Below are 22110 nucleotides of genomic sequence, written 5' to 3' on the forward strand. Positions count from 1 at the left end.
GTTCCGGCCTCAGCCTCGCGTGAGCTTCTTGTAGGTGGCACGGTGCGGACGGGCCGCGTCCGCGCCGAGACGCTCGATCTTGTTCTTCTCGTAGGACTCGAAGTTGCCTTCGAACCAGTACCACTTGGACTCGCCCTCGTACGCCAGGATGTGCGTGGCGACTCGGTCGAGGAACCAGCGGTCGTGGGAGATGACCACGGCCGCGCCCGGGAATTCCAGGAGCGCGTTCTCGAGCGAGGACAGGGTCTCGACGTCGAGGTCGTTGGTGGGCTCGTCGAGGAGCAGCAGGTTGCCGCCCTCCTTGAGCGTCAGCGCCAGGTTGAGGCGGTTGCGCTCACCACCGGACAGGACGCCGGCCGGCTTCTGCTGGTCGGGGCCCTTGAAGCCGAAGGCGCTGACGTAGGCGCGCGACGGCATCTCGACCTGGCCGACGTTGATGTAGTCCAGCTCGTCCGACACGACCGCCCAGAGGGTCTTCTTGGGGTCGATGTTGGCGCGGGACTGGTCGACGTAGCTGATCTTGACGGTCTCGCCGACCTTGACGGAGCCGGCGTCCGGCGCCTCCAGGCCCTGGATCATCTTGAAGAGCGTGGTCTTGCCGGCGCCGTTCGGGCCGATGATGCCGACGATGCCGTTGCGCGGCAGCGTGAAGGACAGGTCGTCGATGAGGACCTTGTCGCCGAACGCCTTGGAGAGGTTGTTGACCTCGACCACGATCGAGCCCAGACGCGGGCCCGGCGGGATCTGGATCTCCTCGAAGTCCAGCTTGCGCATCTTGTCCGCCTCGGCCGCCATCTCCTCGTAGCGGGCGAGACGGGCCTTGGACTTGGTCTGGCGGCCCTTGGCGTTGGAGCGGACCCACTCCAGCTCTTCCTTGAGGCGCTTCTGGCGCTTCTCGTCCTTGCGGCCCTCGACCTTGAGGCGCGCCTGCTTCTTCTCCAGGTAGGTGGAGTAGTTGCCCTCGTACGCGATCGCCCGGCCGCGGTCGAGTTCGAGGATCCACTCGGCGACGTTGTTCAGGAAGTACCGGTCGTGGGTGACGGCGATGACGCAGCCCGCGTACTTCGAGAGGTGCTGCTCCAGCCAGTTCACCGACTCGGCGTCGAGGTGGTTGGTGGGCTCGTCGAGGAGGAGCAGGTCCGGGGCCTCGATCAGCAGCTTGCACAGCGCCACGCGGCGCTTCTCGCCACCGGAGAGGTTGGTGACCGGCCAGTCGCCGGGCGGGCAGCCCAGCGCGTCCATGGCCTGCTCCAGCTGGGCGTCCAGGTCCCAGGCGTTGGAGTGGTCGAGGTCCTCCTGGAGCTTGCCCATCTCGTCCATGAGGGCGTCGGTGTACTCGACGCCCATCAGCTCGGCGACCTCGTTGAAGCGCTTGAGCTTCTTCATGGTGTCGGCGGCGCCGTCCTGGACGTTCTCCAGGACCGTCTTGGACTCGTCGAGCTTGGGCTCCTGCATGAGGATGCCGACGGTGTAGCCGGGCGACAGGAAGGCGTCGCCGTTGGACGGCTGCTCCAGGCCCGCCATGATCTTCAGAACGGTGGACTTACCGGCGCCGTTGGGGCCGACCACACCGATCTTCGCGCCGGGCAGGAAGTTCAAGGAGACGTCATCAAGAATCACCTTGTCGCCGTGCGCCTTGCGCGTCTTGCGCATGGTGTAGATGAACTCAGCCAAGAGAAACCGTCCGGCAGATCGATGGTGGGCAGATACACCCCATCTTGCCAGGCGTCCATACCCCGGGGGAAACGCGTATGGTCCGGGGGCCCTGACCTGGGGTCCAGCTTCAGAGGCCCCACGCGATCCTGGTCGTCATTGGCTGTCGGCGGCCGTCCCAGGGTCACCTCTGACGGCCCAGGGACGGCCCAGCTTCGGACTGCACAGCCCACCTTTGCGCAGGTGGGGGCTATGCCCGCCGCTGCACGACGCCCGCCGAAGCGAGCACGTCCGCAACGGCATCCATGCCGACCACGACGACGTCCGCGCCGGCATCGGCAAGGGTGGACTGCTTCCGAGGCTTGTTCGCGAAGCCGATGCTTCGGACGCCTGCGGCCCGGGCTGCCTCGACGTCCGTGGTCGAGTCGCCGATGAGCACCAGGGCGGCAGGCTCGATACCCAAGGTCTCGGCGGCGGTGAGCAACGGGTACGGATCGGGCTTCATGAGATCGGGCCGAAGGACCGGGCGCCCGACCACGGCATCGACCGTTCCTCCGATGCCGTGGATCGCGAGGTACTCACGTACGCACTCGGCCGAGTTGTTGCTCACAACGGCGACCCGCCGGTTCGATTCCTTGGCCGCCGCCAGCGCCTGCACGGCGCCCGTAACCGGGGGCCCGGCAACCTTGACCGCAGCGACCTCGGCGGCGGTCAGCGCCGCCTCTACTTCAGCCAGCAGAGCCGCGCCACCCTCCTGCGAAAGTCGGTGGATCTCCATCGGGTCGTCTGTCGCGCGTGCACGGCTCGCGAGTGCCGGTGCACGGCTCGCAATGATCTCGGCCAGATCGGCAGCGACCGCCGGAGCAGGCATCCCACGGAAGACGTCGCAGATGGGCCCGTCGAAGTCGAAGAGCACCCCGCCTGACGTCCCGACGACGTCCGCCAGAACCTCAGAGGACCTGGGCATCTGCATCCCTCGCGATCGTTTCCCAGATGCTGTCGAACCACATGCGCGCCTGTTCGACCTGCTGCGCGCCACTGGACGAGTCACCGTCGTTCATCGAGTGGTGGAACAAGATCGTGTCCTTGCCGACGAGGTCGAAGATGTCGATGACCTCGCCCTGTGCCACGACCTTGTTCGGCCGGATCGGGTAGTACCCGAAGAACGCGTCCTCATTGTTGATCACGTACAGCTTGAAGAACTGCGTACCGCTGTGGACGCGGACACTGACGCTGCTCTCCTGCACCAGCCCAAGGTGGCTCAGCTCGCTTATCGCGTCCGAGATGCTGCGGGTGTAGCCGACCATGATGTCGTGCATCCGGCTGCGCAGCCGGGCGTCGTCCGCGCAGTCCTCGCGTCGGACCGGGGCAGCCTGCGGCACGTCCATGTCCGGCACGAGGATGCGGATGCGGATGCTGGCCGGAGTGAGTCGCCCGATGCGGATCTTGTCCAGCGGCTCTTGCAGCGCGCCATGCAGGGTCTCGCTGGAGAACCCCGCGAAATCGATCGTGACGTTCCTGCTCGCGAACGCCTGCTCGACGTACGGTCGGAGACCCGCCGGCCGCTCCGTGCGGTTACGAACGAACACGCCGCTCCCCTTCCGGGACACGACAAGCCCTTCGTCCTCCAGATCCCGGAGCGCCCGCTGAATCGTGGCCCGAGCGAAGCCGTAGTGATCCGTCAGCATCTTGTGTGACGGCAGCTTCTCCCCGGGGGCGAGCTTCCTCGTTCTGATCGCGGCCCCCAGGCTGCGCGCCACCTGTTCGTACGGCGGCCGGTCGTCGTCCGGGTCCAGGGGTTCAAGCGCAAAGGTCATGGCCCGATGCTACGGCCAACCTGGCTATTTGGGCAGCTTGGATAGCCAGATGTTGACGTGACTAGCCAGGCTGGCTATGTTGTTCTCGTGCCCACCGGGCTAGCCAAGTAAGTCAGGCTGAACGGGGGAGCCGTGTCGTGAATCGATGCTGCTCACGGGCAAAGAGGCCCGGGGACGGGCCGAGGGCGCCGGCAACCCTTGTCAGCCGGACGGCGAGTCTCTGCCTACCAACGGGAGCGCGCTCCCGAAACGAGACACAAACGCATGTGATCAACCCTTCGCAGTCTTGCCAGGCTGCGGCCGGTTGCCTCCTCCGCCTGTCCGGCGCTTCGGCGTCGTACGGGCGGGGTTGAGGGGAGCCGGAGTTCGCCCCCCCTGCTTCACCCCAACGCAGTGCAGCCCCCGGCGGTAGGACGCCGGGGGCTGCTGTTGGGTCCCGTTCCTCTCTCGAAGGAGCAAGACCCGTGGAATCCATCGTTGCACTTCAGAAGCGTGTTACCCCGTGGTCGGACGGTCTGGAGCCGTCGGACGCGGAGCTGAACGCGATCGAGGCTGAGATGCCGGTCATCTCGGCCGAGGTCGAGTTGCTCGACGTACGGATCGCCCTGCTGGACCGGCCGGTCTCGGAGCTGGACGAGCGGCGGATCCGCCGGGCCCGCCGGCGCCTGCTCGCCGCCCGCCGGGACCTGGCCGCCAAGGTCACCACCTCCTCTCACCCGGAGGTCGGAGCGTGAGGGGCATCCTTCGCCGCCTGGCCAGCCTCTTCCGCCCCGCCCCGCCGCTTCCTCCCCCTCCGGTTGGCCTACTGAGCGACTACGAGGACGACTGGTGGGGGCCGTCGTGGATCTGGGTGGCCGGCGACCTCGACGACGAGCAGGGCGACCGGTGAACCGGTCGGGAAAGATCCTGCTGGTGCTGGCCTTGGTGACCGTGGTCGGCATGGCGTTCCGGGTCTCCTGGAACGCGCTGCGGGACATCGCCACCGCGATCGGCGCGGACGCTACGGCCGCGACGCTGTACCCGTTCGTGGTCGACGGCCTCATGGCCCTCGCCCTGGTGGCCGCGCTCGTGCTGTCGGGTGAGGCCCGCCGGTTCGCGCTGCGGGTCCTCGCGGCGTACACGATCGCCTCCCTCGCCCTGAACTACGTCCACGGACTGGTGCCGGAGCTGCATGGCGGTTCGGTCGACTGGGGTCGACTGGCCGACTGGAACCCGGCGAACTGGGCCCTGGTCCTGCTCGCCACGTCGTTGCCGGTCGGCTCGATCTACTTCGGCTCCGACCTCGTAGCCAAAGTCCTGCACCACCGACCCCCGATCGAACCGATCCAGGATGAATCGGCGCAGATCGATGTAAATCGGTCGATGGCTGAGCAGGGCGAACCCCAGATCGAAGAGCCCACCCCGCCCCCGGCACCGGTCCCCGCGCCGGTCGATGTGGTCGAGGTGGCCGACCCGATTGAGGTTCGCGTGCCGGTGGCCGTTGCGGCTGAAGCGCCGCGTCTGCGCCGGGCGACCGGTCGGGTACCGGAGTCGGCTCGATCGGTCCGACCGGTCCGCACCCCGGAGGAGCTGTTGGCTGAGGCGCGCAGCATCACCGAGGCGTGGCCGGTCGAGGATCTGACCGGTGAGCGGATCCGCAAGGCCCTGCGTACGTCCCCGGCCAAGGCTCGCATCCTGCGGGACACCTTGAAGGGCGAGCGGGCCGCGACTGCTGCGGCTGAGGCGGTGGCCTCATGACCCCGTGCCTCGATCCGGCCGGCACCCAGTACGGGATACCCACCTTCCCGTGGCGCCTGGCCCCGGAAGGACTGGCCACCCGCCGCCAGTTACGGTCCCTGGGCCTGCGGCCCGGTGGCCAGGACATCGCCGGACAGATACTGCGCCCCCGCTACCGGCGCGGACCGCTGACCGCGTTCCTCTACCGCGTCGACCGAGCCAAGCCGGTCCGTCCGATGACCCCGGCCAAACAGGCAGCCCTGGACCGGGCGAACACGGCCCGCCGCACCTGCCCCACCTGCCGGACCGACGCCGGATACGTCATCCCGACCTCGCTCGGCATGTGTGTCCCCTGCGCCTACCCCGAAGCCTCCTGACGGGAGATGACCGTGAACCACCTGCCCGAACCCGTCCGCCCGCCCGGCGTCGTACAGCTCCCGGACGGGACCCACGTCTACTCCGACAGCCTGCCCGCCCCGTACGCCGGCCCGCAGGTCGTCCATCAGCACATCCACCAGGCCCCGCCCGACAAGACCGTCCAGCGCATCGCGCTCGGCTCCGGGGTCGGCGCCGGCGCGGTCGCGGCTGGCGTGTACTTCGGCCCGCTGCTCGTCGGCGCCCTGACCGCCATCGCCGCGAACATCGCGTTCCTGGCGTTCCTCGCCCTGGTCCTCGGCTGGGGCGTCCACACCGTCGTGAAGTCGGTCGGCAGCCCGCAGGGCACGCAGGCCGTGAAGAACGTGCGCAAGGCCCGCCGCAAGCGCGGCTGACCCGTCCCCACCCAGCCTGTTCCACCTGACAAGGAGTTCACCGTGGCGTCCTACGTGACAACGTCGAAGCACTACTCCGCGTGGAAGTTCAAGTGTGACTGCGGAGTCCTCGGCCCCCTCCGTAACAGCCCCGACAAGGCCGAGCAGGACCGCAAGGCCCACATGGCCCGTAAGCACCCCCGTTGGAACCTCTCCGGCTTCTCCCGCTGACGAAAGGAGTCCGGCATGAGCTTCAACGTGGGCGATCACGTGGTCGTGGTCGACGAAGGCAACAACCGGTGGACCAAGGGCAAGACCGGCAAGGTCGTGTTCGTCCAGACCGACGGATCCCTTCTCGTGGACGGCCTGAGCAGCGGATTCATGGACGCCCTCACCGGCTGGCCCGCCTACCGCCCCGAACAGCTGCGGCCTGTCTGACGGCTGCCCGATCCACCCGGCCGCGTGCCGGGTGGTGAGGGGAGCCGGACAGCCCGGTCTCCGGAATGGAGCTGCACGCCATGGCGAAGGACCCGAAGTTCACCGCTCGTGAGGTCGCGCAGATCGGCTGGTACACGGCCCGGATGGCCAAGCGCGGCATCGCCGGAGAGAACGTCCACCTCGGCGACCTGGAACGCAAGGTCGAGCGGGTCATCGACGGCGCCCGCGAACGCGAAGCCCGCGAGATCGCCGATCAGGCGGCCGCCGAGAAGGCCGCTCGCAAGGCCGCCGCGAAGACGAACACGCAGACCAAGTACCGCAAGTAGTTGTGTCCCGGGGCGGCCGTCCTCTCGCCAAAGAACGCCGGCCGCCCCGGGCCCTACCCACCCGCTTGTCAGCGAGAGCAGGAGTTTCCAGCATGACCGACAACGTCGTCCCTCTCTTCAAAGACCCCGCAACCGGCACCTACACCCTCCCCGGCGACACCCCCACCACCCCGGCATCCGCCGCACCGGTGAAGGTGCGTCCGGTGCGGGTGTGGAAGCGGACCGTACGTGGTCTGCGCAGGGCCGTCACCGACGAGCGGACCCGTACGGCGGCGCGGCTGGTGGCCCGGCACGGCATGTACGTGGCCGGTGGCACGCGGATTGTGGCCAAGCGGACGTGGGACGGGCGGACCGCCTCCCGGTACGAGCGGATGATCCGTGCCGCCGAAGCCGCGGGGAACTTCGAGGAGGCCAAGGAATGGGAAGACCGCCTCACCCGCTACCGGGCCGCCCGCCACCACCGCCGCATGGACCTGATCAAAGCCCCCAAGGACATGGCCATGAGCGCCCTCTACGGCGCGGGCCTCACCGTCGGCGGGCTGCTCCTGCTCGGGGTCGTGCTGGCCATAGCGAACAAGGACATCACCTGGGTGATCGGCCCGATCGGCGCGGTGATCGAGGCGATCCGCTGGACCGTCTACGTCGCCACCGTCGTGTGGGGTCCGGCCGTCACGGTCGGACCGTGGCTGGCGTTACTGGCGCTGTGGCAGGTCGGCCGGCAGAAGCAGACGGCCCCCGCGTGGGCGATGCCCGCCGCAGAGCGCGACACGGCTGGTGCCCCGATCACGCCCTCGATCGTGGTCACCGCATTGCGTGACCTCGGTATCGCCCCGCTCCGCAACGCGATCAAGGACATGGGGGACGTCGGTGCGGCGATGCTCGGCCCGATCCGGATCGCCGGATGCGGCGTGGAAGTCGACGTCACCCTCCCCTCCGGCGTCTCCACCGCCGAGGTCCAAGGGCGGCGCCGCAAGCTCGCCGAGAACCTCGCCCGGCACGAACACGAAGTGTTCATCACCCTCCCGACGGCAGCCCGGACGGTGCGGCTGTGGATCGCCGACTCCGGCGCCCTGGATGAGCCGATCGGCCCGTCCCCGCTGGAGACCGACGACACCCTGACCGCGAACTACCGCACCGGTAAGGCGCCCTGGGGTCAGGACCTGCGCGGCGACGGGGCACTGATCAGCCTGTATCAGCGGATGCTGCTGATCACGGGTCTGTCCAACCAGGGCAAGACCGCAGCCCTGCGCGCGCTGGCCCTGTGGCTGGCTCTGGACAAGACGGTCGAGTTCCGGATCGCCGACCTCAAGGGCGTGGGCGACTGGGCCATGTTCGACGGCCTTGCCACCACCCTGATCCAGGGGCCGACTGACGGTCACGTCATCGACGCGACGGAGATGCTGGAGGCCGGGGTCGCGGAGATGGAACGGCGGATCCAGTCCCCGCCCGGGACGGTGTTCCCGCCGCTGGTGCTGGTCGTGGATGAGGCGCAGGTCGCGTTCATGTGCCCGGCAGTCGGCGACGACAAGCGCCCCTACGGCGGATCGAAGGCCACGTCCCGGTACTTCATGGCGGCGCGGAAGATTCACAACCAGGGGCGGGCTGTGGATGTGCTGCTGTGGGAGGGCACGCAGGACCCGACCGACCAGAACCTGCCCAAGCTCGTCCGGGAAGGCGCCCACACCCGCGTCTCCCTCGCCCTCGGTACCGAGTCCCAAGCACGCATGGCCCTCGGGGACAAAGCCGTCGACGGCGGCGCCGCGCCGCACCTGCTCCGTCAGGGGCTGGACAAGGGGACCGTGGTTGTTGCCTCGGACGGCATCACCATCCCGGCCGGACAGGCCTCCATCACGGTGCGGACGCACTACATCGACACCGACACCGCCGCAGCGGTGGCCGACCGGGCCAAGGCCCTGCGGGCCGGCGTTGTCACCGCCCACGGCATCCCGGACGCGGACGCGTCGGACCCGCTCGCGGACATCCTCACCGTGCTCGGCACCGAGGCCCGACTGCCCACCCACGACGTCCTGAAGCGGCTCGCCGCTCTCAACGGCAAGGCGTACGGGTCGTGGTCGTTCATCGACCTCAAGCGCGTGCTGGAGAACACCGGCGCCGAGGCGTACAAGTCCGATGGCCGCATGGTCATCGGCCGGGACCGCGTCGCCCGCGTCCTCGCCTCCCGCCCCGAGGACGGTTCCGCTTCCGCTGCTGAGTAGAGGGAGGCAACCCCCGCATGGTCAGGGAGGCAGGGAGAACTCCCTGACCCCCTCCCTGACCCACCTACCTGGCACTGACCTGCACAAATGATCTGCCAGGGAGGCAGGGAGGCGCCGCAGGTCAGACCCCCGAAGCCCCCTCCACAGCCCTTCCGTCAGGGGATGACCAAACCTCCCTGTCCAACCAGTGGCAGGGATTCTGCTTCGTCACGAGGAGCATCGTGCGACCGCGCATCCGCCGCAGCACCTGGCCGCGTCCGGCCCTGGTCCTGACCGACACCCCCGACCCCGCCTGCCCCGACTGCCGGGGCGAAGGCGGCCACAACCACGACTACGGCGACTACGAGACCGGCGAGTACGCCGGCACCGAGTGGGAGCCCTGCCATTGCTGGGACGAAACCCGCCGCTGGACCCTTCTCCCCCTCCCGCGCACCCCGCAGTGGCCCCGCACCAGCCCCAACCCCGACCCGTGGAGCGACGAACCCCCGTTCTAGAAAACCGAAAGCGGCCCCCTCACGCCAATGACTGGGGCCGCTTTCATCCAGCACGCTCAAGAACTGGAGAGACCAGCATGACCCACCCCACCGACATCCCGCGAGACCTTCGCCGGGCAGCCTTACCTGGACACCTACGCACCGCGCTCTCGCTCGCCGAACACGGCCTGCCCGTGCTGCCCCTGCGGCAGGGGAAGCAGCCGTTCGGGAACTGCCGAGCCTGCACCCGCTCCGCGTGCGGCGACCGGCCGCACATGCTCGCCGCCGGGCCCTGCGCCTGCCCGGCACCGTGCCACGGCTGGGGCGCCGCCACCACCGACCGAGACGTCCTCACCTCCCCGGCGTGGGCGGGCACCTGGCGGCAGGCTGCGGCCGTCGCCTACCACCCCGGCGGCGCCGGGCTCACCGTTCTCGACCTCGACGACTCCGAGGCGGTCGCTTGGGCCCGCCAGACCCTCCCCGCCACGAAGACCGTCGCCACGACGCGCGGAGAGCACTGGATCTATCGGGGCGCCATGCGCTCGGTCAACGGGGTCCGCAAGGGCGTCGACATCAAGTCCACGCTGGCCTACACCCAGTGGCGCGGCCCTGGCACCGGCACCATGACCGCGCTGCCGGACGCCGTGCGCACGCTCGCCGTGAAGCAGCCGACCCCGGTGCGGCCGGCACCCTGCCCCGCCACCGTGGCCCCGGCGGCTACGGGCGGGCAGTGTCCGCATCGCTCGCCCGCCTACCTGGAGCGGGGCATCGCCATGGCTGAGCAGCGCATCAAGGTCGCGTCTGACGGGATCCACCGGGCCGTGTATCGGCTGTTCCTCGCGGTGCTGTCCGCGCACGGCCGGTGCGGCTGCCTCACGCAGGCCCACATCGACCGGCTGTTCACGGCCGCGCAGGAGAAGGGCGAGTCCCTGCGGCACTGCGAGACCGCCTGGTCCAACGCCCGCACGACGCTGGGGATGTAGCGATGCCCGAGGACGAGAAGAACCCTGCCCGCAAAGTCATCACCGAGTACGCGCAGGACCATTTCCGGTACTTCCGTACCGGCGACGGCACCGTCTACGCCCAGCGCAACGGCCACCCCGTGGCCCGCCCGATCCGCTCCCAGGGCACGACCGGCAGCCACCGCCAGGAACTCATGGTCGGTCTCTTCAACGACGGACACGGCGTATTCAACGGCAGCGCACTCAAGGAGGCATTGGACTTGATCGAAGCACTCGCACTCCACCAGGACGTACAGCCCACCTACATCCGCGTAGCCCCCGGCTACGACGGCGCCACCTGGCTCGACCTCGGCCGCGACGACGGCCAGTCCGTCCGCATCCACCCCACCGGCTGGGACATCCTCACCCCCGACCCCCGCGAGGTGTCCTGGCGGCGCACCCAGCTCACTGGCGAACTCCCGCTTCCCGAGAAGGACACCGACGGTAAGGGCCTCGATGCGCTGCTGCGGCTGTGCAACTTCGCCAACGCCGAGAGCGAGTGCCTCGCCGTGGCGTGGCTGATCGGCTGCCTGGAGCCGTCCGTGCCCGTCCCCGCGCCGTTCCTCACCGGCCCCCAGGGCGCCGGCAAGTCCACCGGCGGGCGGATGCTGGTGCGGATCATCGAGGGCATGAGCGGTGACCTGCGCCGGGCGCCGAAGGATGAGGAGAACCTGATCACGGCCGTGGCCGCCGGGTGGGTCACGGCCCTGGACAACCTCTCGCACCTGCCGCCGGATCTGTCCGACCTGATGTGCTGCATCGTGACCGGTGCTGAGAGCATCAAGCGGGCGCTGTTCACCGACGGGGACGTGGTCCGCTCCCGGTACCGCCGACCCCTGCTCCTCACCGGCATCGACGTGGGCGTGGTCCGCCCCGACCTTGCCGAACGCCTCCTGCCCCTGCGGCTGGAACGGCCCCGGGTGCGGCGGACCGAGGCGGAGCTGTGGACGGAGTTCGCCCATGAGCTGCCCGTCATCCTCGGCTCGCTCCTGGATCTCACGGTGAAGGTGCGGGCCACCGAGTCGGACATCCCCAGCGACTTGCGCATGGCGGACTTCGCTCACCTGTGCGCCCAGTTCGACGCCGCCACGGGGCTGGGGGCGCTGGCCGCGTACCGGGCCAGCCTCGACGACCTCAACGACGACGTCATCGAGGGCGACCTCCTCGCCCAGACCGTCCTCAAGCACGCCGCCACCCTCGACCCCGGTGCCGAGGTCCAGATGACCTCCACCGAGTGGCTACATGCCCTCACCCAGCTCTACACCGGCGACGACTTCCGCGCTCTGCCCAAGGGCTGGCCTACGACGGGGAAGGTCTTCTCCGACCGTCTCAAGCGGCTGCAGCCCACCCTGGCCGCCCGCGGCGTGCTCGTCGACTGGGGCCGCACCAAGACCGCCCGCTACATCGAGATCGCCCGCCCGGCAGCCGCGACGCCCGCCCAGCAGCAGGCCGCGTTCTAACCGGCGCCACCGCGACCGGTCCTGGTACAGACAAGAGGAGCACCCGCCACCGGGCGAGGCGTGCTCCTCTTGCTGTTCCGGCGGCTTGCCGCCGCTGCAAGGGTCGTGCCGCGCAGCGGCTCCCCATTCACGCTCGAAGGCGCACCGCACAACCAACAGAAATCACCCTTCTCTTTTCCTAAGAAGAGAGACGCTGCGTCACCCGAGTCACCGGCGCACCCAAAACGCGCACTGACCTGCGACGACACCGGTGACGCAGACGGCCCACGGCTGCGTCATTGAGCGTCGCCCACGTCACCAAGCCGCGTCACAGCGGTGACGGTGACGCAGGCCGGTGACGCACGACCGCCCTCCCGCGTCGCCTAAAACCGCAGGTCAGACCGGTGAATGACACAGACAACGCGGTGACGCAGAAATCCGCACCTCGGACACATACGGGCCCCACCCGATCCCGCCGGAGGAGCAATGCCCGCCCCAAGCGACCCCCGCGCCATCCTGCGCGGCGGACTCCCCGATCGCTATCTCACCCCCGAGGACGTCTCCGGACTCCTCGACGTCCCCGTGGAGACCCTCTACCAGTGGCGCAAGAAGCGGACCGGCCCGCCCGGATTCCGCGTCGGCAAGCACACCCGCTACGACCCCGCAGACCTCTACGACTGGATCGCCGAGCAGAAGCGCTTGGACATCAGCCAAGCCGCCTGACCAATTACACCACCGCTGAGGGCGGGCCCACTTGGGCCCGCCCTCAGCACTTCCCCAGAAGGGCCCTCACGTGGCAGGCCACATCCAAGACCGCTGGTACAAGACCGAGATCGGGCCCGACGGGAAGTCCCGCCGGGTGAAGAGCGAGCGCCACGGCACCGGGCTTCGCTACCGCGCCCGGTACGTCGGCCCCGACGGGACCGAGCAGTCACAGAGCTTCCCGGACCGCGAGAAGGGTCGCGCCGAGAAGTGGCTCACCCGGATCAAGGCCGACATGGACTCCGGGCAGTTCTTCGACCCGAAGGCCGGGCGCATCACGTTCCGCGAGTACGCCGAGAAGTGGCTTGGCGGCCTGACGACCGACGTGGTGAGCCAAGAGGCGGTGAAGAGGCGGATCCGCCTGCACGCCGTTCCCCACCTGGGCACCCGCCCGATGGGGTCGTTCAAGCCGGAGCACGTGCGCACCTGGTTGAGCGCCCTTACGGCGACACTTCCCAACGCGACGTACCGACGCGCCATCTACGACTCGGTGTCGTCTCTCTTCAACGCGGCCAAGGACGATGGGGTGATCAGGGCCAACCCTTGTCACGCCCAGTCCGTCAAAGCGCCGGAGCCTGCCCCGCGACTGGTTCAGCCTTGGTCCGAGAAGCGCGTGTTGGCAGTCCGCGCCGGCCTGCCCGACCGCTTCACGGCGATGGTGGACGTGGGGGGCGGCTGCGGCCTTCGGCAGGGCGAGATCTTCGGTCTGGATCGGGAGAACATCGACACCGCGAACGGGTGGCTCTACGTCCGGCAGCAGGTCAAGCGCGTGGGCGGAAAGCTCGTGTTCGCGCCGCCGAAGCGGGGCAAGCTCCGCGACGTGCCCTTGAGCCCGGTGACTGCTGCGGCCCTGAGCGCCCATATGAAGCGCTTCCCTCCGGTCGAGGTGAAGTTGCCTTGGAAGACTCCTGAAGGGCCGCTGGTGGCCCGTCAGCTCGTCTTCACGAGCGCTGTGGGTCATGCGATCTGGCGCAGCTACTTCGACGACCGCGTCTGGAAGGCCGCCCTGTCGTCCGCCGGCGTCATCCCGCCCCGGGAGCGGGGCGAGCGGTACGCTGCCGCTCCGGATGACGGCATGCACGCCCTGAGGCACTTCTACGCGTCGGTGCTCCTGGACAGCGGCGAGAGCATCAAGGCGCTGAGCGTGTACCTCGGTCACTCGGATCCCGGCTTCACGCTGCGGATCTACACGCACCTGATGCCGAGCAGCGAGCAGCGGACGCGCGCGGCCGTGTCCGCAGTCTTCGGCGGCCCCCGGAGCGCCCCTGAGGCGGCCTGACGGCCCACAGACGGCCCACGGCCCCGCGACGGCCCCTGATTAGCGGTTCCGCCGCAGGTCAGGGGCCCTTGGGGGCTCCACTTTCGCCAGAAACACCCCATCTTGCCAGTCGTCCACACCTACGGGCGAATGGGTAGCTCAGCCCCCGCACGGCCGGACGGTTCCCGAGGGGCCTTCGGGCGGCTCCCGCCAGGGCTCCGTGACGGCCGGGTCACCGTCGGCCACGCGACCGGCCTGATCCACAGGACACCCCTGGCGGTGTGACCGCGTCAGCGCAGGCGGAGGGTGCCCGGGGCCCGGTTCTCGATGATCTCCGTGAGGATGCCGAACAGGGTCGGGCCCTGGCCTCTGCGCGCCTGCGCGAGCTCCTCGGCGACTCGGGCCCGGTTCGTGGGATGGCAGCGCGCCAGCACGCCCTCCAGGTGGCGGGCGGTCTCCGGGTGGCCAAGGGCCCGGCGGGACAGGTCGTGGTCCCGCCACTCGATCACGAAGCCAGCGTCGTCAGGGGTCCCGAAGCCGCCCCGGAGGCAGTCGACGAAGCTGTCGAGATTCCGGCCGAAGTAGCCCCCGGGGCCGTTGACGGCTTCGCCCATCAGCGTCCAGAAGTCGTCCAGCGTTCCGATCCGGCCGCCGTCCAGCACGTAGGTCGTCATGCTGCCCGACCCTAGGTCGTGCCGTCGGGGGCGTAGGTCAACGGGGGCGGTAGACCGTCAGGGCGTCCGGGAGGGTGTCGAGGACGAGGGCGGGCGGGGCGGGGGTGTATTCGCCGTCGTACGCGAGCGGGGTGCCTGGCGGGATGTCGCCGATGCGGAGACTGCGCAGGCGGGTGGCCGTGTGGACGGGGGAACGGCTCAGCGGACCCGTGAACGCGGCGGCGAGCAGGCGCGGGCCGGGGCGGCCGCCGCCGTGGACGAGACGGACGTCCAGCAGGCCCTCGCCGAGGCTGTCGCGGCGACGGGGGGTCGGTCCGGTGCCGTGGTAGGTGCCGTTGCCGGCGAAGAGGAGCCAGACGCTCCGGGGCCGCCCGGCCAGCCGGAGCCGTACGGGGCGCTCCGCGCGCAGGACCCTCCACGCGGCCAGCAGCGCGGCGGGGCCGCCGCCGATCCGCGGCGCCCAGTGCAGGCGGTGGCGCAGCAGCTCGGGGTAGGCGCCGATGCTGAAGGTGTTCAGGAAGTACCCGGAGCTGCCGTCCTCGGGGTCCGGGCCGGGGGTGAAGCGGCCCGCGCTGACCCGGACCGCGCTGCCGGCGGCGACGGCGCGGCAGGTGTCCTCGGCTCCGCCCAGGCCGAGGTCCAGCGCGAAGTGGTTGAGCGTGCCGCCGGGGAACACGGCCAGCGGCACCCCGGCCCGCAGCGCGGCGGTGGCGGCCGCGTTGACCGTGCCGTCGCCGCCGCACACCCCGAGCACGGTGGACCGGGCGGCCGCCGCCGCCAGCTGCGCGGGCAGCTCCGGGCCCTCGCACTCCGCCACCTCGGCCTTGGGCAGCCGGGCGCGCAGTACGTCGAGCCCCGCGGCGGCGGCCGTGCCGGACCCGGTGTTGACCACGACGGTGAGCCCGGCCCCGTCCGGCAGCGCGGGCGCCTCGGTGGCCGTCCGCTCGTCGCCGGGAACGACCCGCGCTTCCTCCACGCCGCGTGCGAGGCGGCGTACGACGAGGCCCGCGGCCACGCCCAGCGCCGCCCCGGCAGCCACGTCGGACGGGTAGTGGACCCCCGTGTACACGCGGGAGAACGCCACCGACGCCGCCACCGGGGCCAGTACCGTCCCCCAGCCCGGGGCTCCCAGCGCCAGGCCGGTGGTGAACGCGAACGCGGACGCCGAGTGACCGGACGGGAACGAGGTGGTCGACGGCTGCGTCACGAGCCGCCGCACCTCGGGCACCCCCTCCAGCAGCGGCCGGGGCCTGCGTACGGACCATTTGCCGACGGTGTTCACGGTCGCCGAGGCCAGCGCCAGCGACGCGGCTCCGCACAGCGCCGCCCTACGGGCCCGGGTCGAGCCGAGAACCGCGATCGCCGCGGCGGCCCCGCCCCACAGCACCCCGTGGTTGGCGGCCCGCCCCAGCCTCGGCAGCACCCGGTCGGCCGCCGGCCAGTGCCGACGGGCGACCCCGTCGAACAGCGCCCGGTCCCACCGTGCGGCGGCGCCCCGCCAGGTCAATTCCTGATCAGCCATCTCCGTGGTCTACCCATGCCTCCGCTTCGGAATCAGCGCGGACCGCCGAGCGAGCTCATGGCCGACATGCCGCTCCCCATGGGCCCCGTCCCCAAGGGGATGCGGACGCCCCTACGCCTCGTCCTCCTCGTCGAGCGGGCGCTTGCGGAGGAGCAGGACCACCAGCCCGCCCAGGACCACCAGGCCCACCGCCAGCGAGGCGATGATCGGGGTCGCGGCCGAGCTGCCGCTGGTGGCCAGGCGCTCCTCGTCCGGGCTGGACTCCGACGAAGCCGCGGCGGCTGCGGCCGCCGCCGAGGCCGAGGCCTGCGTGACGGCCGGCCCGTCGCCCGTGGTGCCGGTCTGCGCGACGACCGCCGGCTGCGGCCAGACCGCGCTCGCCGTGGCCGCCAGGGCTGACTCGCTGGAGCCGGCCACGATCTGGGTCTGGCTCGGCACCTCACCGGTGAAGACCCGCCCGACCGGCACCTTCGTGGAGCCCTGGACGGTGACCGACGCCGAGCCGTCCGGGGTGCCGGCGGGCACCTCGAAGTACAGCCGGCTCCCGTTCGCCGCGGTGCTGACCGGTCGCCCCTCGGCGTCCACCACCCGCACCCCCATCGCCACGGCCGCCGCGTCCGGGGTGACCGTCACGCTGTGCGCGCCCGTCCGCACGGTGACCGGCCCGAGGCGGGTGCCCACCGGCCCCGACACGCTCCCGGGATCCAGTCCCAGCGAGGCCGGCGGCTCCGGCAGCTTTCCCGCCGAGCGCTGGAGGTAGTCGGCCAGCTTCTCCGCCGCCGGGTCGGCGGCCTCCACCTGCGCCCCGTCCGCCAGCCGCCAGATCGCGACCTGCGTCCCGGCCGCCGCGCTCTCCGCGGTCAGGGCCCCGGCCCCGGCCGCCTTCGCCAGTCCGGCGAGATCGTTCAGCTGCGGATACGAGTGCTCCAGGACCCAGCGGATCCGGCCCGCCTCCCCGTTCCCGGCGAGCAGGCTGCCGCTCCACCCGCTTTCCGCGTACCGGGCCTGCGGCTGGGCGTTGCCCGCCACTCCGACCCCGTAGGTCTGGAGCATCCCGCCGCCGTCGACCCGCATCTCGTACAGCCCGGCCGGAATCTGCCGGACCGACCCGTCCTTGGCGTGCAGGACCGCCTGCCCGTACGTCTTCAGCCCGTCCAGCACGGCGCTCGCGCCCTCCGGTGTCCGGGGCGCGGGCGTCCCGGAGTCGGCGGCCGCCCGCGCGCCCGGGGCTGCGGCCAATGCCGCGGCCAGCAGCGCCGCCGCCAACGGCCGCCGCGCAGAGCCCCGTACGGAAGCCGCCCCCGCCACAGGCGCGGCAGGCGTAACGGCAGCGGCAGGTGGTGCGGAAGCGACGGAAGGCCTAACGCAAGGCGTATCGGAAGGAGTAGCGGAAGAACCAAGCGAAGAAGGAGCGGAATCAGGAGCGGAGGATGCGGGAACGGCAATCGACACAGTCTTCCCCTTCGGGCCAATGACCCAGGTGCCCGTGAGTACCGGGGAATCCTAACCGCCTCGAACACTCAGACCACCGCCGCCTTCTGAGTGACCATCAGTGGCGGGTCCGCCTTGACGACCCGGCGGAATGCCGCCGTCCCCCGGTTCAGGTCGTGCCCGATGGCGGTCGCGTCGATATCCGCGGAGAACCACCGGTTGCCCTCCCCGTCGGGCGGATCGTCCCGAACCCGCAGCCGCCCGTGCACCACCAGCGGCTCTCCCACCGCGACGGAACCGGCCAGGTTCACCGCGAGCGCGCGCCGCGCCCACACCGTGTAGAAGCTGGTCGGCCCGTCCGCCCACACGTCCTTGCGCCGGTCGAAGTACCGCGGCGTCACGGCGAACCGGAACCGCGCCGACGGCCCGGTCACCGTCTCCTTGTAGTCGATCTGCGTGGCCACATAACCGACCAGCGTCACCAGGGTGTCGTTCATCCCGGCGGCCCTCCCCCACATCCGTACCCGCACGGACCATCCGCACGAGGTACGACCCATGCTGGCGCGACCCCCCGAATCCCGCTCCGGCCTGTGGATTACTCGCGGGTTGTGGACAACTTCGTCCCCCCTGCGGCCACGGTCGCGTACTGCTCGCGCACCTCCCGGTAGCGCAGCAGCTCCGCCGCCACCGGCTCCAGCACCCGGGCCCGCCCGCAGCCGGCCGCAGCCTGCCGCAGCCGCCGCTCCGCGTCCTGCCCGTACCGCCTCGCCGGGCCCCGGGCGGCGATCGAGCAGGCCCACTCCACCAGCGGCCCGCCGACGATGCCCGCCACCATCAGCAGCACCGGCGGCATCAGACGCGGCTGAAGGACCCCGACGATCTGCCCGACCAGCCACAGGCCGCCGTAGATCTGCAGCAGCGTCATCGCCGCCTGCGCCAGCACCGCCGCCGGCCACCACGTCGGCCGCGGCGGCCTGGCGCTGGGCACCGTGACCGCCGACCCCAGCGTCACCGCGATCTCGTCCAGCGCCTCCGGGAGCTGCTCGGCTCCGCGCACCGCGGTCTCCCGTACCGCCTGCTCCCAGGCGTCGGGCAGCCCGTCGGCCGCCGCGTCGGCCACCGCCCGTACGGCCTGCTCCACCCGCTGGCGCGCGGTCACCTCCTCCTCGGCCGGCGCCTCCGCGCCCACCTGGCCCCGGCTGCCGCCGATCACCGCGAGGCCGGCCAGCCCGGCCAGCGTGCGCGGGGCGCGCCGGCCCTCGTACCACCGCCACAGCCGCAGCCACGGCGTGCCGCAGGCCTTCCCGGCATTGCGCCGCCAGGCCCGTTCGGCGGCGAGCCCGGCCGCGTACGCCCCGACCGCCTCCGCGAGCCGGTCCTCGAACTCGGCGCGCGCCGCCTCCCCGATCTCCGGCGACGGATGGCCGTCGGCCACGTACAGCGGGCGCAGGCGCCCGGCGGCCCGGTCGACATCGGCGGAGATCCTGCGGGTCGCGGCGCCCTTCTCCTGGGTGAATTGTGCGAGGAGATCGCGGAGTTCCCCGACGCCCTCGCCGGTCAGCGCGGACAGCCCGAGGACGGTGGCGCCGGGCTCGTCGTGCTCGCCGAGCGCGATGCCGTCGTCGTCGAGCAGCCGCCGCAGGTCGTCCAGTACGAGGTCGGCCGACTCGCCGGGCAGCCGGTCCACCTGGTTCAGCACGACGAACGTCACCTCGGCGTGCCCGGCCAGCGGCCGCAGGTACCGCTCGTGCAGCACGGCGTCGGCGTACTTCTCCGGGTCGACCACCCACACCACCGCGTCGACCAGGGCGAGCACCCGGTCCACGTGGTCGCGGTGGGCGCCGACCGCGGAGTCCAGGTCCGGGAGGTCCACCAGGACCATCCCGCGCAGCGCCCCGGCCTCGGAGGTCTCGCGCGGCCGGCGGCGCAGCCGGCCCGGGATCTCCAGGCGGTCGAGCAGCCCGGCGGCGCCGTCGGACCAGCTGCACGCGATGGGCGCGGCGGTCGTCGGCCTGCGTAGCCCCGTCTCGGAAATCTGCACTCCGGCGAGTGAATTGAAGAGCGTGGACTTGCCGCTTCCGGTGGCTCCGGCGATCGCGACGACCGTGTGCTGCGGCGACAGCCCGCGCCGCGCCGCCGCCTCGTCGAGCACCCGGCCGGCCTCGGCGAGGGTCTTGCCGTCGAGCCGGGTCCGTGAGAGCCCGACCAGCTGGCGCAGCGCTTCGAGGCGGGTGCGCAGTGCCTGTCCTTCGGGGCTGAGCGGCGGCGAGGGCGCCTTGCCGCCGTCGTTTCCGGCGCCGGAGACGGCGCGGATGAGCGCGTCGTCGCTCCCGTCGCCTCCGTCGTCCCCCTCGCCGCGGTCCTCGACGTCGACGCCAACGCCGGCGCCCGCGCCCGGTCGGCGCGAACGTGCGATGAATCCGTCGTCCCAGCGGTCTTCGGTGCGGTCGCGGTCGGTCAAGGCGGTCACCGCGTCACCTCTCCTTCTGCAGTAGGGACAGCGCGGCGATCAGCTCGGCCTGCGGTTCCGGCGTCACTTCGAGCGCCTCCAGCGGGGCCAGCCGGCGGTCCCGTTCGGCGCGCAGCACCTGCTCCAGGTGTTCGGCGACCAGTTCGCCGCCCCGGTCGCGCAGTCGTACGGCGGCCTGTACGCCGATCCGCTCGGCGAGCTTCTCCCCGGCGGGCCGGGCCCGTTTGCCGCCGAGGAGGGCCGCGACGAGGAGGGCGGCGACCCCGTCCGGGTCGGGTGCGGGCTGCTTGTCGAGCCGGGCGACCTCTTCCTCGGCGAGTTCCTCCAGTACGCGCCGCCAGCGCCGTACGGCCATGCCGATACGTTCCGCCGCCTCCCGGTCGGGCGCGGGCAGCTGCACCGCCCCGGCGGCCGGCTCGCGCCGCCAGGCCTGGGCGATCCGCTCGTCGGCGGCGGCCACGGCGCACTGGAGCAGCGCGGCGAGCGACTCGGCGAGCGAGTCGAGCAGTTCGTCGGCGCTCGTGTCGAGGGGGTAGCCGCGCCACCGCGTCAGCGCGTCCCCGGCCAGTACGGCGCCCTGGTCGAGGCGGCCCCGGACCCGCTTGCCCTCCCTCTTGTACGCGTCCTCGACGGCCGAGGTCAGCCGTACGGCGGCGGCGTGCTGGGCGGCGACGGCGGATGCCAGCTCCGGCATGCGCCGCCCGAGGGAGTCCAGCGCGCCGAGCGCGGTCCGCCCGACGGCGTACTGGCGGGCGGCGGGGTCCTGCACGTGGTGGGCGAGCCACGCGAAGAGCGGGGCGACGGCGCTGGCGGGCAGCAGCCCGCCCCCGCCGGCCGACTCGGGCAGCTCGGGCACCGTGAAGCGCGGTACGTCGCCCAGCCCGGCCCGGGTGAGCAGGGCCCCGTACTGGCGCGAGACCTCGGCGAGCACCTGGTGCGGGACCCGGTCGAGGACGATGCTCAGGGTGGCCTTGTACTGCTTGGCGGTGCGCAGCAGGTGCCAGGGGACGGCGTCGGCGTACCGCGAGGCGGTGGTGACCATGACCCAGATGTCGGCGGCGCAGATGAGCTGCGCGGCGAGCGTCCGGTTCTCGACCACGAGGGAGTCGATGTCGGGGGCGTCGAGGATGGCGAGCCCGCGCGGGAGGCCGGCGACGGTCTCGATGCGCAGTTCGCGGGTGGCGGCGGAGTTCCGGGATCCGCGGGGGGAGCCGCGGTGGGGTCCGGGGAGGGGGTCGTCCTCGCCGGGCGGGGCCCAGACCCGCATCAGATCGGGGAGCACCCGCATGCCGGCGAACCAGTGATGGTCATCCGGATGGCAGACGAGTACGGGGATGCGGGTGGTGGGCCGCAGGACGCCGGCCTCACTCACTTGGCGTCCCACGAGGGAGTTGACGAGAGTGGACTTACCGGCCCCGGTGGACCCGCCGACGACGGCGAGCAGCGGCGCCTCGGGCGCCTTCAGCCGGGGTACGAGGTAGTCGTCGAGCTGCGCGAGCAGCTCGGCTCTGGTCTGGCGGGCGCGCGGGGCGCCGGGCAGGGGCAGCGGCAGACGCACGGACGCGACCCGGTCGCGCAGGGCGGACAGGGCATCGAGCAGCTGAGGCCGAACATCCAAGGTCACCACATGCGAAGAATGCCCAATTTGGGACCATTTTTGAAGCTTATACGCCCTCTGCGCGCCGATCGCGAGTTCAGTGGGACCTTTCGGGCACACCGGACGAGTGGGACTCAGGCATAACGAGTGCACAACACCAGGGGCGCCGCGGCGCAAAAGCGGTGCGAGAATCGCACCCGCCTGCGATTATCGGGACCGCTTCACCGAACCTCCACATCGTGGCACGCGGGTGAAGCAACCAGGACAAGGCGGCCGGAGCCCTATCCTTGACCCGGTCCGGACGAGAGTCCCACCCCCACCCCGGGGCTCCAGGCCACCACGGCCACCTTCCGGCCCCCGTAGCTCAGTGGATAGAGCAGGTGCCTTCTAAGCACTTGGCCGCAGGTTCGAGTCCTGCCGGGGGCACTCTCCACTTCTCCACCTCAGGCCCTCCTCCGTGGGGGCCTTTCTGCTGGCCGGCGGCACCCCGGCAGGACGCGGGCAGCGCTGCCGCACACCGCGGATCTCGCGCCCTCCGAGGCCTTTCGGAAGGGGGCGAGACCGGCCA

Annotated in this window: 23 protein-coding genes and 1 tRNA gene; 15 read left to right on the forward strand and 9 right to left on the reverse strand. The window is 71.3% G+C overall.

Annotation, left to right across the window (positions count from 1 at the left end):
* Positions 1-9: 9 nt before the first annotated feature.
* The 3 genes from ettA to ACIQU4_RS17360 all read right to left on the reverse strand — a co-directional run bounded on the left by ettA (position 10) and on the right by ACIQU4_RS17360 (position 3470).
* Positions 10-1674, reverse strand: coding sequence for an energy-dependent translational throttle protein EttA (gene ettA / locus ACIQU4_RS17350; protein ID WP_403730831.1), 1665 nt, complete (start codon positions 1672-1674; stop codon positions 10-12).
* 229 nt (positions 1675-1903) lie between these two features.
* Positions 1904-2569 carry an HAD family hydrolase gene (locus ACIQU4_RS17355; protein WP_403730834.1) on the reverse strand — a complete coding sequence of 222 codons (666 nt, stop codon included), beginning with the start codon at positions 2567-2569 and terminating at the stop codon, positions 1904-1906.
* A 34-nt stretch (positions 2570-2603) separates the two neighbouring features.
* Positions 2604-3470: a GntR family transcriptional regulator gene (locus ACIQU4_RS17360; protein ID WP_403730837.1), complete on the reverse strand. Its 867-nt coding sequence runs from the start codon at positions 3468-3470 to the stop codon at positions 2604-2606.
* 464 nt (positions 3471-3934) lie between these two features.
* Here ACIQU4_RS17360 and ACIQU4_RS17365 point away from each other — a divergent pair, with 464 nt between their 5' ends.
* The 14 genes from ACIQU4_RS17365 (at position 3935) to ACIQU4_RS17430 (ending at position 13869) form a co-directional block, all read left to right on the forward strand.
* Entirely contained in the window at positions 3935-4204 is a 270-nt protein-coding gene (locus ACIQU4_RS17365; RefSeq protein WP_403730840.1) for a DUF6284 family protein, read from the forward strand.
* A complete protein-coding gene (locus ACIQU4_RS17370; RefSeq protein WP_403730843.1) occupies positions 4201-4359 on the forward strand; it encodes a hypothetical protein in 159 nt (52 codons plus the stop codon). Before ACIQU4_RS17365 ends, ACIQU4_RS17370 begins: the two co-directional genes overlap by 4 nt.
* Positions 4356-5207 (forward strand): DUF2637 domain-containing protein, encoded by an 852-nt coding sequence (locus tag ACIQU4_RS17375; protein WP_403730846.1) that lies wholly within the window; start codon positions 4356-4358, stop codon positions 5205-5207. Before ACIQU4_RS17370 ends, ACIQU4_RS17375 begins: the two co-directional genes overlap by 4 nt.
* Complete coding sequence (locus tag ACIQU4_RS17380) at positions 5204-5563, forward strand: RRQRL motif-containing zinc-binding protein (protein WP_403730849.1); 360 nt, start codon at positions 5204-5206, stop codon at positions 5561-5563. The genes ACIQU4_RS17375 and ACIQU4_RS17380 overlap by 4 nt, the downstream gene beginning before the upstream one ends.
* Before the next feature lie 6 nt (positions 5564-5569).
* The gene (locus ACIQU4_RS17385; RefSeq protein WP_403730852.1) at positions 5570-5956 is read left to right on the forward strand and encodes a DUF6251 family protein; all 387 of its coding nucleotides are present in this window, start codon (positions 5570-5572) and stop codon (positions 5954-5956) included.
* A gap of 42 nt (positions 5957-5998) precedes the next feature.
* A complete protein-coding gene (locus ACIQU4_RS17390; RefSeq protein WP_403730854.1) occupies positions 5999-6166 on the forward strand; it encodes a hypothetical protein in 168 nt (55 codons plus the stop codon).
* 15 nt (positions 6167-6181) lie between these two features.
* Positions 6182-6373: a hypothetical protein gene (locus ACIQU4_RS17395; protein WP_403730857.1), complete on the forward strand. Its 192-nt coding sequence runs from the start codon at positions 6182-6184 to the stop codon at positions 6371-6373.
* Between the two features lie 80 nt (positions 6374-6453).
* The gene (locus ACIQU4_RS17400; protein ID WP_403730859.1) at positions 6454-6699 is read left to right on the forward strand and encodes a DUF6257 family protein; all 246 of its coding nucleotides are present in this window, start codon (positions 6454-6456) and stop codon (positions 6697-6699) included.
* 92 nt (positions 6700-6791) lie between these two features.
* Positions 6792-8915, forward strand: coding sequence for an ATP-binding protein (locus ACIQU4_RS17405; protein ID WP_403730862.1), 2124 nt, complete (start codon positions 6792-6794; stop codon positions 8913-8915).
* Between the two features lie 218 nt (positions 8916-9133).
* On the forward strand, positions 9134-9409 hold the full coding sequence (locus tag ACIQU4_RS17410) for a hypothetical protein (protein ID WP_403730976.1): 276 nt from the start codon (positions 9134-9136) through the stop codon (positions 9407-9409).
* A gap of 77 nt (positions 9410-9486) precedes the next feature.
* Entirely contained in the window at positions 9487-10371 is an 885-nt protein-coding gene (locus ACIQU4_RS17415) for a bifunctional DNA primase/polymerase (protein WP_403730865.1), read from the forward strand.
* Between the two features lie 2 nt (positions 10372-10373).
* Positions 10374-11849: an ATP-binding protein gene (locus ACIQU4_RS17420; protein WP_403730868.1), complete on the forward strand. Its 1476-nt coding sequence runs from the start codon at positions 10374-10376 to the stop codon at positions 11847-11849.
* A 465-nt stretch (positions 11850-12314) separates the two neighbouring features.
* Complete coding sequence (locus tag ACIQU4_RS17425) at positions 12315-12551, forward strand: helix-turn-helix transcriptional regulator (protein WP_403730870.1); 237 nt, start codon at positions 12315-12317, stop codon at positions 12549-12551.
* A gap of 70 nt (positions 12552-12621) precedes the next feature.
* Positions 12622-13869: a tyrosine-type recombinase/integrase gene (locus ACIQU4_RS17430; RefSeq protein ID WP_403730873.1), complete on the forward strand. Its 1248-nt coding sequence runs from the start codon at positions 12622-12624 to the stop codon at positions 13867-13869.
* Between the two features lie 269 nt (positions 13870-14138).
* Here ACIQU4_RS17430 and ACIQU4_RS17435 read toward each other — a convergent pair whose 3' ends face one another.
* From ACIQU4_RS17435 to ACIQU4_RS17460, 6 genes are all read right to left on the reverse strand, one after another.
* Positions 14139-14522, reverse strand: coding sequence for a barstar family protein (locus ACIQU4_RS17435; protein ID WP_403730876.1), 384 nt, complete (start codon positions 14520-14522; stop codon positions 14139-14141).
* Between the two features lie 37 nt (positions 14523-14559).
* Entirely contained in the window at positions 14560-16044 is a 1485-nt protein-coding gene (locus ACIQU4_RS17440; RefSeq protein WP_403730879.1) for a bifunctional phosphatase PAP2/diacylglycerol kinase family protein, read from the reverse strand.
* Between the two features lie 111 nt (positions 16045-16155).
* Positions 16156-17352 carry a thioester domain-containing protein gene (locus ACIQU4_RS17445; protein WP_403730882.1) on the reverse strand — a complete coding sequence of 399 codons (1197 nt, stop codon included), beginning with the start codon at positions 17350-17352 and terminating at the stop codon, positions 16156-16158.
* 212 nt (positions 17353-17564) lie between these two features.
* The gene (locus tag ACIQU4_RS17450; protein WP_403730884.1) at positions 17565-17972 is read right to left on the reverse strand and encodes a single-stranded DNA-binding protein; all 408 of its coding nucleotides are present in this window, start codon (positions 17970-17972) and stop codon (positions 17565-17567) included.
* 98 nt (positions 17973-18070) lie between these two features.
* Positions 18071-19945, reverse strand: a complete 1875-nt coding sequence (locus tag ACIQU4_RS17455) for a GTPase (RefSeq protein WP_403730887.1) — start codon at positions 19943-19945, stop codon at positions 18071-18073.
* A 4-nt stretch (positions 19946-19949) separates the two neighbouring features.
* The gene (locus tag ACIQU4_RS17460; protein WP_403730979.1) at positions 19950-21563 is read right to left on the reverse strand and encodes an ATP-binding protein; all 1614 of its coding nucleotides are present in this window, start codon (positions 21561-21563) and stop codon (positions 19950-19952) included.
* Positions 21564-21895: 332 nt separating this feature from the next.
* Here ACIQU4_RS17460 and ACIQU4_RS17465 point away from each other — a divergent pair.
* Positions 21896-21968, forward strand: a tRNA-Arg gene (locus ACIQU4_RS17465).
* The last annotated feature ends 142 nt before the right edge of the window (positions 21969-22110 follow it).

Source organism: Streptomyces sp. NPDC090741 (assembly GCF_044769045.1).
Classification (GTDB): domain Bacteria; phylum Actinomycetota; class Actinomycetes; order Streptomycetales; family Streptomycetaceae; genus Streptomyces.